We start from the raw sequence: 13,180 nt of genomic DNA, 5'->3' as shown, positions 1-13,180 counted from the left end.
GGGAGGGCCCGGTGGCATCCGGACGCCAGAGATTGCCATCCATGGCAGCATTGCAGATCCTGCTCGCCGTGGCCGAGCGGGGCTACACGACGGCGGCCGCCGAGAGCCTGAACCTCTCGCAAAGCGCCGTGAGCAAACAGCTTCTGGGGCTGGAGGAGCTGATCGGCGAGCCCGTCTTCACCCGCACCGCGCAGGGCATGATCCCGACCGAGGCGGGACGCATCTATGTCCGGCACGCCCGGGCCGCGATCAAGGCTATGGAAGACGCGGCCCTGCAACTGGCGCGGCTGAAGCCGGACCCGAAGGCGCTGCGCCTGCAGGTGCCGCCGATCCTCGGCGACCGGTGGCTCCTGCCGCGCTTCGCCGACTTCTCCGACCGGTTCCCCGAGATCGACGTGCAGTTCACCACCTTCGTCTCCCCCGCCCAGGCGGAAAGCGCCGACGGCATCTTCACCTTCGACGTGGCCCCTCCGGCGGGCGAAAGGGCGCTCTACCTCTTCGGCCGCGACGTCGCGCTGGTCGGCACGGCGGGATACTGGGACAAGGTCGGCCGTCCGGGCGCGATCGAGGAACTGGCCGGAGCCGTCATGCTGGAACATCCGCAGACCCCGCTGCACTGGCCGGACTTCGCCAGCGCGCTGGGAAAGTCGGGCCTGCGGCCCCGGCACACGGTCCGGTTCGGCTACTACACGATGGTCATCCGGGCGGCCCTCGCCGGGCAGGGCATGGCGCTCATCCCGCGCGGGCTGATCACGGACGAGCTGCGCTCCGGCCGGCTGATCAATCCGCCCGGCTTCAGCTACGAGAGCGACCTCTGCTACTGGTTCACCGTGCCTCGGGGCGCAAGCGTGAGCCCGGCGATGCAGGTCTTCATGGACTGGCTGCGAACCTCGCTGCGGGAGCGCCCCGCCGAGGCCGCCTGAGCAAGGCTCAGAGCGCCGGCACAGCCGCAGGAACCGCCTTGCGCCGGACATCGCGCAGGAGCTCGATGAAGCCGTCCACCTGATGGGCCGCAAGGGCCGCGCCCTTGGCCGCGCTCGCAAGCTGCGCCTCTCCCACCGCGCCGGCCGGGTTCAGGTCGCTCGCGACCCAGGCATAGGCATGGGGCCCCGTCGCGCGCAGATGGGTGAAGGCGGCTTCGTCCTCCTCGACCGTGGAGGCGAAGTCGCGCGCCTCCTGCATCCGCACGGCCTGCGGGCGGAAATGAAGCATCAGCGAGGTTTCCGCGTCGCCCGCGTGGATGCCGTAGCGGTTCTCCCGCTCGCCGAAGAGCCCCTCCGGCTTGCCGAAGCGCGACCAGGAGCTCTTCACCACCAGCAGCCCGGCGCGCACCCGCAGCTCGCGCGCCACGATGCCGATGACCTCCTCGTTGCCGCCGTGGGAATTGACGATCACCAGCTTGCGGATGCCCGCCCGCGCGACGGAAAGGCCGAGGTCGGTCCAGTGCGCGACGAGCGTCGCGGCCGAGATCGTCAGCGTGCCGCGCGCATGAAGATGCTCGTTCGACTTGCCCACCGGCTGAACGGGAAGGACGCGCACGTCCATGTCGCCGGGAAGCCGCTCGGCGAGCATGGCGACCATGCCGCTGTTGATGAGGAAATCCGTGCCGGTGCCCAGATGCGGCCCATGCTGCTCGATGGCGGCCACGGGCAGGACCGCGATGGTCTCCATCGGGTCGAGACCCTCGAACTCGGTGGTGGCGAAGTCCGCCCAGTGGATGCGTCTCGTCATGCGTCTTCCCCCTCGGCGCGCCCGGCGGCCACCACTTCGATCTCCACCACGAACTCCTCGCGCGTGAAACCGGAGACAATCATCAGCGTCGAGGCCGGAAAGGGCGCGGGGAACAGCCGGTCGCGGACCCGCATATAGGGCGCCATGTGCTCGCGCGCGGTGACGAAGGCGTTGATGCGCACCACGTCCCGCAGGCACAGGCCCGCGCCGGACAGGATCGTCCCGATCTGGGCGAAGCACAGCTCGGCCTGCGCCTCGCAGCCCTGCGGCACCGCCCCGTCCGGCCCTATGGCGAGCTGCCCGGAGCAGAAGACGAGGCGCGCGCCCGCCTCCACCGCCACGGCGTGGCTGTAGGCCGCCAGCGGCGCGGGGACCTGCGGCGCGAAGACGGGCGAGAGGGCCGGAGCGTGGCCGGTGCCCGGTTTCGGCAAATTGTGATGCATTGCAAAAATGCCTTGCAATTAATCTCGCTCATTTCATAGTCTGTATTCGTCTAGGCTTATGTCGATGGCGTTTGCAAGTCGTTTCTCACCTCCGCCATATGCCTGAACCGATTTTCTCCGGTCTTCGCAAAGGGCTTTTCGCATGTCCGCTCGTCTCCTTGCCGTCGCTGCCGGCGTGCTCGCAGCCTCCCCCGCCCTCGCGCTCGACGAGGTGACCTTCGGCACCAACTGGCTCGCCCAGGCCGAGCACGGCGGCTACTACCAGGCGGTTGCCGACGGCACTTACGAGGAATACGGGCTGGACGTGACCATCCGCCCCGGCGGCCCGCAGGCGCCGAACCGCCAGCTCCTGATGGCAGGCCAGATCGATTTCTACATGGGCGGCACGCTGGGCGTGCTCGACGCGGTGTCGCAAGGCATCCCGCTCGTGGCGGTGGGCGCGATCTTCCAGAAGGACCCGCAAGGGCTGCTCGCCCACGCCGACTCGCCGGTCGAGACCTTCGCCGACCTCGCCACGATGGACACGATCTTCATGGCCCGCGAGGGCTTCTCCACTTATTTCGAATGGATGAAGGCCAATTTCGAGGGCTTCTCCGACGAGCAGTTCAGCCCCTACCAGTTCAACCCCGGCCCCTTCCTGGCCGACCCGAACTCGGCCCAGCAGGCCTATCTGACCTCCGAGCCCTACAAGATCGAGCAGGAGACGGGCTGGGCGCCGAAGATGTTCCTTCTCGCCGATGCCGGCTACCGGCCCTATGCATCCACGATCGAGGCGCAGAGCTCGCTGGTGGAGGAGAACCCCGACCTCGTGCAGCGCTTCGTCGATGCGACGCTGATCGGCTGGTACAACTACCTCTACGGCGACAACAGCGCCGCCAACGAGCTCATCAAGGCCGACAATCCCGACATGACCGACGGGCAGCTCGCCTTCTCGCTGGAGCAGATGAAGGCCGAGGGGATCGTCGATTCCGGGGACGCGGAGGCGGGCGGCATCGGCTGCATGACAGAAGGGCGCTTCCAGGAATTCTTCGAGGACATGGTCCAGATCGGCGTTCTGGCGGCGGATCTGGACTACACGCAGGCCTATACGCTCGACTTCGTTTGCAAGAACGTGGGCGCGGACCTGCGCCCGTCCTGAGCGGGCGCGTGGGTTCCTTCGACGGATCAGGAGTGTCGTCCCCCGTGGCTTCCCCCTCACAGCCCGTGCGCGGGCAAGGCCGGGCGTCCCGGCCGGTCGTGCGCATGAGCGACGTTTCCAAGCGCTTCTCCAACGGCACGCTGGCGCTCTCGCGCATGTCGCTGGACATCCGGCCGGGCGAGTTCGTCAGCCTGCTGGGGCCTTCGGGCTGCGGCAAGTCCACGGCGCTGCGGATCATCGCGGGGCTCGGCGAGCCCACGGCGGGCACGATCGACTGGCCGGCCTCGCGCATCGACGAGCGCGGCCGCCCGGATGCGGGCATCGGCTTCGTCTTCCAGGAGCCGACGCTGATGCCCTGGCGCACCGTGTTCGGCAATGTGCACCTGCCGTTGCGGCTCAAGGGCGTCTCCAAGGCGGCGGGCCGCGAGCGCATCATGGAGGCTCTGACCACCGTGGGCCTCCAGGACTTCGCCAAGGCCTATCCGCGCGAATTGTCCGGCGGCATGAAGATGCGCGTTTCCATCGCCCGCGCGCTCGTCACCGGCTCCAGCCTCCTCCTGATGGACGAGCCCTTCGGCGCGCTCGACGAGATCACCCGCCAGAAGCTGAACGACGACGTTCTGGCGTTGTGGGCCGAAAAGGGGCTCACCGTCGTCTTCGTCACCCATTCGGTGTTCGAATCCGCCTATCTGTCGAGCCGCATCGTGGTGATGGGCGCGCGCCCCGGCCGCGTGGTGGCGGACCTGTCCTTGCCCGACCCTTCGGGGCGCGACGAGAGCTTCCGCACCACGGCCGACTATGCGGAGCTGTGCCGGCGCGTCTCGGCGGAACTGGCCGGCGCGATCCACGCCCCGGCCGCCCTGCCGGAGGCCGCGGCATGAACGTGGGCACGGCACGAACCGGCACCGCGGCCGATCCGGCCCCCGCGCCGGAGCCCCCTGCGGCGGGGCTCGACAAGGGCAGGGCGCTGCGCATCGCCATCCCCGTTCTGGTGCTGGCCGCGACGCTTCTCGTCTGGGAGGTCTATGTGCGGGTGAACGCGGTTCCGCCCTACATCCTGCCCGGCCCGCTCCTCATCGCCTCCACCTTGTTCAGCGATTGGGGAACGCTCTCGCCCGCCTTGTGGGTGACGGTGAAGATCACCTTCTCGGCCCTGTTCCTGGCGCTCGCGGGCGGCGTGGCGCTGGCCGTCCTGCTCGTCCAGTCGCGCTGGATAGAGCTGGCGCTCTACCCCTATGCGGTGATCCTGCAAGTGACGCCGATCGTCGCCATCGCGCCGCTCATCCTCATCTACATGCCCTCCACGCAGAGCGCGATCCTGCTCTGCGCCTTCCTCGTCGCCTTCTTCCCGATCCTGTCCAACATGGTCCAGGGGCTGAAAAGCGTCGATCACAACCTCCTCAACCTCTTCGACCTTTATGGCGCCACGCGCTGGCAGCAGCTCGTGCACCTCAAGCTGCCCGCCGCCCTGCCCTATTTCATGGCCGGGCTGAAGATCGGCGGCGGCCTCTCGCTGATCGCCGCCGTGGTGGCCGAGTTCGCCGCAGGGTCCGCCGGGGCCGGTTCGGGCCTTGCCTTCCGCCTCCTCGAATCGCAGTACCGGCTGAACATCCCCCGCCTCTTCGCCGCCCTCGTGCTCCTGTCGGCGACGGGCGTTGCGATCTTCATGCTCACCTCCGCCATCGCCTGGGCCTCGCTGCATCGCTGGCACGAAAGCGCCCTGAAGCGGGAGAACTGACGCCTTGTCGAACGCATCCCCCGGCCTTCTGCGCAATGCCCGCGTCCCCGCCGTATTGACGGGCGAGGGAAGCGGCTGGCGCAAGGTCGACATCCGGCTGAAGGACGGAACCATCGTCGCGCTGGACAGTGCCGGCGCGGCTTCGCCGCAGGCGGGCGAGACGGTGCACGATTGCGACGGCGGCATCGTGCTGCCCGCCTTCTGCGACCTGCACACCCATCTGGACAAGGGGCATATCTGGCCGCGCCGGGCCAATCCCGACGGCAGCTTCATGGGCGCGCTTCTGGCGGTGAAAGAGGACCGGGAGGCCCATTGGAGCGCCGCCGACATAGAGGCGCGCATGGAGTTCGCGCTGCGCTGCGCCTATGCGCACGGCACGGCGGCGATCCGCACGCATCTCGATTCCGCCCCGCCCCAGCACGAGACCACATGGCCGCTCTTTTCAGCCATGCGCGAGCGCTGGGCGGGGCGCGTGGAATTGCAGGCCACCGCCCTGATCGGCCCCGACCACGCGCTGGACCGCGACCTCGTGGAGGAGATGGCTCGCACCGTGAAGCATCATGGCGGGCAGCTCGGCGGGGCGATCTCGCTCTTCGACCGGGCCGGCGAGGCCATCGCCAATCTCGTGGAGGCGGCCGGGCGGCACGGGCTCGACCTCGATTTGCATATCGACGAGAGCGAGGAGCCGGATTCGCGCACGCTGCGGGTGCTGGCCGACACGGTGCTGGAGACGGGCTTTTCCGGCCGCGTCCTGGCCGGCCATTGCTGCTCGCTCGCCGTGCAGGAAGAGGCGTTCGCGAAGGAGACCATCGAGCGCGTGGCGCGGGCCGGCATCGCCGTGGTCTCCCTGCCCCTGTGCAATCTCTACCTCCAGGACCGCCACAACGCCGCCTTCCCCCGCACGCCGCGCTGGCGGGGCGTCACGCTCGTCAACGAGTTGAAGGCGGCGGGCGTCGCCGTCTCGCTTTCCTCCGACAACACGCGCGATCCCTTCTACGCCTATGGCGATCTCGACATGGTGGAGGTGTTTCGCGAGTCCGTGCGCATCGCCCATCTCGACCATCCGGCCGAGCACGCGGCGAGCTGGTTCTCCGCCGTCACCGCCACGCCCGCCGCGACGGGGGGCTTTGCCCATCGCGGCCTGATCGAGCCCGGCCGTCCCGCCGACCTCGTGGTGACGCGGGCGCGCGACCTCACCGAATTCCTCTCCCGCCCGCAGAGCGAGCGCATCGTCCTTCGCGCCGGCGCGCCCATCGACACGGCCCTTCCCGATTACCGCGAACTCGACCCCATCCTCGGAGACCGCCCATGACCCTCGACGCCTTCCGCTCCGACCTCGGCGCCATCAAGGTCGAGGACAATCCGAAATTCGTGCAGAAGAAGAGCCGCGACTTCTACTGGTATTCGCCCGTCCTCAAGCGCCAGCTCGAAGGGGTGAGCGCCGAGCTGGTGGTGACGCCGCAGAGCGAGGCCGAGGTGGTTCAGGTGCTGCGCGCCGCCTACCGGCATGGCGTCGCCATCACCCCGCGCGGGGCGGGCACCGGCAATTACGGGCAGGCCATGCCGCTTTCGGGCGGCGCGATCCTCGATCTTTCCGCCATGGACCGCATCGTCCATTCGGATGCCACGCGCGTGCGCGCGCAGGCGGGTGCCATTCTCGAAAAGATGGACCGCCACACCAAGGCCGAGCATGGCGCGGAAATGCGCTTCTTTCCCTCCACCTACCGCACGGCGACGATCGGCGGCTTCGTGGCCGGCGGCTCGGGCGGCGTCGGCTCGATACGCTGGGGGGGCCTGCGCAATTTCGGCAACATTCTCGGCCTCACCGTCGTCACCTGCGAGGAGGAGCCGCGCGTCCTCAAGCTCGAAGGCGCGGACGTCCTGAAAGTGGCCCATGCCTACGGCACCAACGGCATCATCACCGAGGTCGAGATTCCACTCACCGCCGCCTATGACTGGGTGGGCGTGATCCTCGGCTTTCCCGACATCATCGAGGCCTGCCGCTTCGGCGAGGCGCTGGGCCGGCAGGACGGCATTCTCGTCAAGGAGATCGCGCCGGTCGCCGCGCCCGTGGCGCATGATTATTTCGGCCATCACCGCCGCTTCATCCCGCGCGAAAGCTCCGTGGTGGTGGCCATGGTCGCCCCGCAATCGGTGGAGGCGCTGGAGGTCTATGCCCGCCACAGCGATGCGAAAATCCTGTTCCGCTCCGACCGGGATGCGCAGGGCGAGCGCCTGCCGCCGGTGTTCGAATTATGCTGGAACCACACCACCATGCTGGGGCTGAAGGTCGATCCCTCGATCACCTATCTCCAGACGCAATATCCGGACCTGGAGCGCGTGAAGCGCATCCACGAGCTTCTGGGCGACGAGCTGCCCTTGCATCTCGAAGTGATCCGCTTCGACGGGCGCGTCGTCTTCTCCGGCCTGCCCATCGTGCGCTTCACCACGGAGGAGCGGCTGGAGGAGATCATCGCCATGCATGAGGAGAACGGCTGCCTCGTCTTCAACCCCCATCGCTACACGCTGGAGGAAGGGGGCATGAAGCGCACCGACCGGGGGCAGCTCGCCTTCAAGCGGGAGGCGGACCCGAAGGGCATTCTCAACCCCGGCAAGATGGTGGCCTGGGAGAATCCCGATTTCGATTTCGACAGCGGGCGCCAGTGGCTGTTCTCCGGGCTTCAGCGCGCCGACGCGGCCTGAGCGAGGGCCGGATGCGCGTCCTCGTCATCCACGCCCATCCGGTGGAGGAGAGCTACAGCGCGGCCCTGCGCGATGTGGTGCTGGAAAGCCTGAGAAAGGCCGGGCACGAGATCGACCTTCTGTCCCTCTATGCGGAAGGGTTCGAGGCGGTGCTCTCGCGCGAGGAGCGGCTGCGCTACCACGACACGGCCGCCAACATCACGCCCGAGATCGCCCCTTACGTGGAGCGCGTGCGCGCGGCCGAGGGGATCGTTCTCGTCCATCCGGTGTGGAATTTCGGCATGCCGGCGATCCTGAAGGGCTTCTTCGACCGCGTCTTCGTGCCCGGCGTCGCCTTCGAGATGGAGGAGGGCGACCGGGGCCGGCTGCGGCGGGTGATGAACAATATCCGCAAGGTGGCGGTGGTGACGACCTATGGCGGCCCGCGCCTGCGCGCCATGCTGGTGGGAGATCCGCCTCGGCGCGTGGCGCGCCGAGTGCTCTACGGCATCTTCCGCCCGCAGGGGCGCGTCGGCTATCATGCGCTCTACGACATGAACAACAACGGACCGCGGGAGCTGGACGCCTTCAAGCTCACCGTGGCGCGGAGGATGGCCCGTTTCTGACACGCCCCCCACGGACGCAGGCGCGCCGGCGAGCAGCGGGAAGCCGCCGCTGGAGCGCGCCCGCACCGAGCTCGACATCCGTCAGCTTCGCATCCTGAAATCGGTGCTGGACGAGCGCAGCGTGTCGCGCGCGGCCGCCGCTCACGGCCTCAGCCAGCCGGCGGTGAGCCTGACGCTGCGCCGGCTTCGCGGGCTCACCGGCGACCCGCTTCTGGTGCGCGGCGGAGGCAGCCTCGTGCGCACCGAGCGCGGCGAGGATGTCGCGGTCCTGATCGACCGCATCCTGTCGGACGTGGACCATCTGGTAGGGCGGGAGACGGATTTCGACCCCTTCACCTCCGAGCGCCACGTGCGCATCGTCGCGGCGACGAGCCTGGGGCCCTATCTCCTTCCCCAGCTCGTGAAGAGCCTGCGCGCCGCGGCGCCGAACATGGTGCTGGAAGTCTCGCCCATGCCGAGCGCGGCGGCGCTGGACGGCCTCCTGGAATCGGGCGAGGCCGACCTCGTGCTGGGCCATCGCGAGCTGCCGGGGCGCGACCTGCGGTCCGAGGAGCTGATGGACTGCGAGGTGGTGTGCATGGTGGACCGCGCCCATCCGGCGGCCGGCGCCGGCCGCATCTCCATGGCGCATTATCTACGGCTGGAGCATCTTTCGCCCAACCCGCCGCACGCCTCCATGGCGAGCCCCATCGACGGGCGGCTCGCGGAGCTGGGGCTCGCGCGCTCCATCCGCGCGGCCGTCTCGGAATATGCGCTGGTGCCGTTCATCCTGTCGCAGAGCGACCTCGTCTTCACCTCCGCCCGGCCCTTCGCCGATTATCTGGCGCGATTCGGCGATTTTTCGGTGGTGGGCGCGCCGGAGGAGTTCGGCCGGATGCGCTTCTTCATGCTCTGGCACGAGCGAGCCCACCACTCCAATTTCGGCGCCTGGCTGCGGCGCTTCGTGAAGGACGTGCTGCGGGAAGCCCACGTCCCGCCCGGATAGCCTCTGCGGGCTTGCAATCCGCCGGCCGCTCGGCCGATAGTCTGCCCGGGGCCCGGCACTGCCGGCCATACGATTAAGCGCAGCTTAGGTCGTCGATGATATTTCTCGTTTGTCACGCCCGTCCGACATTCCCACAGTCGTGGAAAGCCAAGTTCGCTCCCATGTCGGAATTCCTGTCGTGCGCATCGCCATCCTCTCCGCCAGCCCGTCCTCCGGCTCCCGCAGCGCCTTCGTCGCCGAGGCGGTGGGAGGGCATCTGACGATGCTGGGCGCGAAGACGACCCATCTGGCGCTCTCCCGCCTGCCGGTGGAGGCCATGGTGTTTCGCCGCGACGGCGACCCGGCCATCGAGCGGGCCCTGTCGCTCGTGGCCGCGGCGGACGGCGTCGTCATCGTGACGCCGATCTACAAGGCCTCCTTCTCGGGGCTCCTCAAAATCTTCCTGGATCTCCTTCCCCAGTTCGGGCTGGCGCGCAAGACCGTGCTGCCGCTGGCGGTGGGGGGCAGCCTTGCCCATGTCCTGGCGCTGGACTACGGGCTGCGGCCCGTGCTCCAGTCCATGCGCGCGGGCCACGTGGCCCGCTCCCATTTCGTTCTCGACAAGGACATCGCCTGCACGATCGGCCCGCAGGGCGCCATCGAATGCGACGAGCTCCTGGGCGTCATGGGGGAATTCGTCGCCGCCCTGCCGGCCGGCCCCGCCGAGGAGCGCGCCCCCGTCATGGCGCGCGCCGCATCCTGATCCGCCCCGCCGGCCGGGCAGGGCCCTTGCCGGCCGAAGGGGAGCCCCTCGCACCATGATGTCCGCGCGTCTCGTCGCCATCGCCGGTGCGGCTTTCGTCTCGCTCGGCCCCTTGTCCATGTCGATCTATACGCCGGCCATGCCCTCGATCGCTGAGGCGTTCGCGGTGGACGAGGGCGCCGTGCAGTTCACCCTCGTCGCCTATTTCTTCGGCTTCTCCTTCGCCCAGCTCGCCTGCGGCCCGCTCGCCGACGCGTTCGGGCGGCGCATCGTGCTGCAGCTCTTCCTCGCCACCTATATCGCGGGCAGCGCTCTCGCCCTTGCCGCCACCTCGATAGACGGGCTTTCCGCCGCGCGGCTGATCCAGGGCATCGGCGCGGCGGCGGGCATCACCGTCACGCGCGCGATCGTCCGCGACCTGTTCGACGACGAGCGCGCCGGGCAGGTCCTCGGCTCGGTCGGAACGATGCTGGCGATCCTCCCGGCCTTCGCGCCGGGGCTGGGCGGGCTGCTCCTCACCGTCGCTCCGTGGCCCGGCTTGTTCGTGCTGATGATCGCCTTCGGCGTCTTCCTGCTTCTCCTGTGCACCTTCTGCATCGAGGAGACCAACCCGGAGCCCGACCGGCGCAAGGCGGCGCCCGTGCAGGTCGCCAGGACCTATGCCCGGCTCCTGGGGCGCGGGCCGATCGTCGCGTCCATGTCCATCGCCGCCTGCTCGATCGGCTGCATCTACATGCTGTCCACGGTGCTGGCCTTCGTGGCCGACGCCGATCTCGGCCTCTCGCCCGCGCAGTTCGGCGCGGCGATGCTGCTGCAATCGGCCTTCTACACGCTCGGCGCCCTGCTCGCCCGGCGCCTTCTGCGCCATCGCTCGGCCGCCTCGCTCGTGCTGCCGGCGAGCCTTCTCATGCTGGCGGCGGGTCTTTTGCTGGCGGTGAACGCGGCGCGCGGCTTCGACAGTCTGGCGGCGGTGTTCCTGCCGGTCGGCCTCTATGCCTTCGCGGTCGCCATGGCTACGCCCGGCTTCACCGTGCAGGCGCTGCGGAACACGAGCAAGGAAGCGGGGGCGGCCTCCGCGCTGCTCGGCTTCTCGCAGCTCGGCGGCGGGTTCGTCGGCGGGCTTCTCGTCACCCTCTTCCCAAGCCCCTCCTCCGCCCTTGGGACCCTTCCCCTCCTCATGGCCGCCATCGCCTGCCTCTCGCAGCTCTACGTGCTGCGGGAGGCGAGGTCCGGCAGGGTCTGACGTCCGCCTCGAAAGGAGAACCGCAAGCCGTGCCCAAGCAATTCCACAACCCGGGCGGGCGCGCGGCGCCCCTGACCTACCACCATGCGGTGGAAGTGTCGGGCGCCGTGCACACGCTTTATCTCGCCGGCCAGATCGGCCTGCGCGCGGACGGGACCGTTCCGTCCGACTTCGCGCAGGAAGCGGCGGCCGTCTTCGACAATCTGGAGCTTGCCCTGGCCGAGGCGGGGATGAGCCTTGCCGATATCGTGCGCACCACCGTCTTCATGACCCGGCCACAGGACCGGGAGGCCTTCTCGCACGTCCGGGCCGAACGCATGGGCGGACACAAGCCGGCCTCCACGCTGGTCTATGTCGCGGGGCTGGCGCGGCCGGAGCTGCGCCTGGAGATCGAGGCGATCGCCGTCGCCGAGGACTAGAAGGCCGCTTGCCGCAGAACGAGCGGAACGGGCGGGGCCACAGGGCGCCCGCCCGTTTCGCTTTCTGCGTGTAAAGGCCTGGAATCGCGCTCTTTCCAGGCTTTTTGCATATATTTTTTGCAGGCTTGCCACTCGCCTCAATTAGAAGCACTAATGCATCGCCGACGCGTAAGCGGCGGTTGGCGTCCGGTTAGGAACGAACGCTTGTGACGGCCGGCCGCGCCGACGAAGCTGAGTTCGTGACAAGGTCGGCGGGGCGTTCCCGGCGATGCAGGACGCCAGCAGAAGAAGGGCGCGCCGTGAAGTTTGGCCTCTTCAACCTGATGACCCACCACGACAATCCGGGCGGCATACCCGGCGTGATGGCGGACACGCGGACCATGGTCGAGATCGCGGACGAGGTCGGCTTCGATGCCGCCTGGTTCGCCGAGCATCATTTCACGAACTATTCGCTCAGCGTCTCGCCCCTGATGATGGCCTCCTACATGGCCGGGCGCACGAAGCGGATCCGGCTGGGGCCGGGCGTCGTGGTCCTGCCGCTGCACCATCCGCTGCGCGTGGCGCAGGAGATCGCGCTCCTGGACCAGCAGAGCGGCGGGCGCGCGGTGCTGGGCCTGGGCAGCGGCTATCAGGCGCACGAGTTCGAGCGCTTCGGCATCGACCTCGCGCGCAAGAACGAGATCTTCGTCGAGTACTGGACCGTGCTGCGGGCCGCGCTCGTGGAGGGGCGGGTGGAATTCCGGGGGCGCCATATCACCGTTCCCGAGACGGCCTTCGCCATCCGCCCGGTCCAGAAGCCGATGCCCGACGTCTTCCTCACCTCCATCGCGCCGGAAATCTTCGCCGCCGTCGCGCCGGACGGCGCCGTCCCCTTCGTGTCGGGCGCGCTGAACGGCAAGCCCGGCCTGCTGGCCCGCTCGCACGCGGCGGCCTTGCAGAACTGGGAGGCCTGCGGCTTCGCCCGGGACGCCATGCCTGTCGCCATGCAGCAATATATCCATGTGACCGACGACAAGCGCGAGGCGATGGACGCGGCCGAGCGCGGGCGCAGCTATGCGCGCATGGCCTTCGCGCTGAGGGCGCGAACCCCGGCCATGGACGGCTCGCGCCTCGAGCCCGTGGCGATGCCCGACGAAGCGAGCCTGGAAAGCTTCCGGGACAACTACATGATCGGCGATCCCCATGGCATCGCCGAGCGCATCGTGGCGGACCTGCGGCGCTTCGATCCCATCCATTTCAACTGTTTCTTCCAGTTCGGCGACATGCCGATCGCGCGCGCGCGCCGCTCGCTCGAGCGCTTCGCCAAGGAGGTGGTGCCCCTGGTGGAGCGCGAGATCGGCCCGCTCGAGGCGGTCGGCCGCCGCGGCCTGCCCCCCGCGCCGCCCCGCCTGGCGGCGGCAGGGTGAGTGTCCCGTTCCAGGGCTCGCTGACGA

General features: G+C 68.9%; 14 protein-coding genes. 12 read left to right on the top strand and 2 right to left on the bottom strand.

The genetic code is table 11. The features are described 5' to 3' along the window. The first annotated feature begins 11 nt into the window (after positions 1–11). Positions 12–923 (top strand): LysR family transcriptional regulator, encoded by a 912-nt coding sequence (locus J7654_RS06510; RefSeq protein WP_209739191.1) that lies wholly within the window; start codon positions 12–14, stop codon positions 921–923. Between the two features lie 7 nt (positions 924–930). Here the strand turns inward: J7654_RS06510 and J7654_RS06505 are convergent, their stop codons facing one another. Further along, a complete protein-coding gene (locus tag J7654_RS06505) occupies positions 931–1,731 on the bottom strand; it encodes a creatininase family protein (protein ID WP_209739189.1) in 801 nt (266 codons plus the stop codon). Then, positions 1,728–2,174, bottom strand: coding sequence for a RidA family protein (locus J7654_RS06500; RefSeq protein WP_209739186.1), 447 nt, complete (start codon positions 2,172–2,174; stop codon positions 1,728–1,730). Before J7654_RS06500 ends, J7654_RS06505 begins: the two co-directional genes overlap by 4 nt. Positions 2,175–2,316: 142 nt before the next feature. Here J7654_RS06500 and J7654_RS06495 point away from each other — a divergent pair, with 142 nt between their 5' ends. The 11 genes from J7654_RS06495 (at position 2,317) to J7654_RS06445 (ending at position 13,153) form a co-directional block, all read left to right on the top strand. Then, entirely contained in the window at positions 2,317–3,312 is a 996-nt protein-coding gene (locus J7654_RS06495; RefSeq protein WP_209739184.1) for an ABC transporter substrate-binding protein, read from the top strand. Between the two features lie 104 nt (positions 3,313–3,416). Beyond that, positions 3,417–4,193, top strand: coding sequence for an ABC transporter ATP-binding protein (locus tag J7654_RS06490; protein ID WP_209739182.1), 777 nt, complete (start codon positions 3,417–3,419; stop codon positions 4,191–4,193). Continuing rightward, positions 4,190–5,050: an ABC transporter permease gene (locus tag J7654_RS06485; RefSeq protein WP_209739180.1), complete on the top strand. Its 861-nt coding sequence runs from the start codon at positions 4,190–4,192 to the stop codon at positions 5,048–5,050. The genes J7654_RS06490 and J7654_RS06485 overlap by 4 nt, the downstream gene beginning before the upstream one ends. A 4-nt stretch (positions 5,051–5,054) precedes the next feature. Further along, entirely contained in the window at positions 5,055–6,362 is a 1,308-nt protein-coding gene (locus J7654_RS06480) for a cytosine deaminase (protein WP_209739178.1), read from the top strand. Then, positions 6,359–7,753, top strand: a complete 1,395-nt coding sequence (locus J7654_RS06475; protein WP_209739176.1) for an FAD-binding oxidoreductase — start codon at positions 6,359–6,361, stop codon at positions 7,751–7,753. The genes J7654_RS06480 and J7654_RS06475 overlap by 4 nt, the downstream gene beginning before the upstream one ends. Before the next feature lie 11 nt (positions 7,754–7,764). Next, positions 7,765–8,358, top strand: coding sequence for an NAD(P)H-dependent oxidoreductase (locus tag J7654_RS06470; protein ID WP_209739174.1), 594 nt, complete (start codon positions 7,765–7,767; stop codon positions 8,356–8,358). 121 nt (positions 8,359–8,479) lie between these two features. Further along, positions 8,480–9,343, top strand: coding sequence for a LysR family transcriptional regulator (locus J7654_RS06465; protein ID WP_245195687.1), 864 nt, complete (start codon positions 8,480–8,482; stop codon positions 9,341–9,343). A gap of 178 nt (positions 9,344–9,521) precedes the next feature. Next, a complete protein-coding gene (locus tag J7654_RS06460; protein WP_209739170.1) occupies positions 9,522–10,085 on the top strand; it encodes an NAD(P)H-dependent oxidoreductase in 564 nt (187 codons plus the stop codon). Positions 10,086–10,140: 55 nt separating this feature from the next. Further along, positions 10,141–11,328 (top strand): MFS transporter, encoded by a 1,188-nt coding sequence (locus tag J7654_RS06455; RefSeq protein WP_209739168.1) that lies wholly within the window; start codon positions 10,141–10,143, stop codon positions 11,326–11,328. A 29-nt stretch (positions 11,329–11,357) separates the two neighbouring features. Continuing rightward, positions 11,358–11,747, top strand: a complete 390-nt coding sequence (locus J7654_RS06450; RefSeq protein ID WP_209739166.1) for a RidA family protein — start codon at positions 11,358–11,360, stop codon at positions 11,745–11,747. 299 nt (positions 11,748–12,046) lie between these two features. Beyond that, positions 12,047–13,153 (top strand): LLM class flavin-dependent oxidoreductase, encoded by a 1,107-nt coding sequence (locus J7654_RS06445; RefSeq protein WP_209739164.1) that lies wholly within the window; start codon positions 12,047–12,049, stop codon positions 13,151–13,153. The last annotated feature ends 27 nt before the right edge of the window (positions 13,154–13,180 follow it).

This window comes from Aureimonas populi, from assembly GCF_017815515.1.
Classification (GTDB): Bacteria; Pseudomonadota; Alphaproteobacteria; order Rhizobiales; family Rhizobiaceae; genus Aureimonas; species Aureimonas populi.
This window is presented reverse-complemented; position numbering and strand designations above follow the sequence as displayed.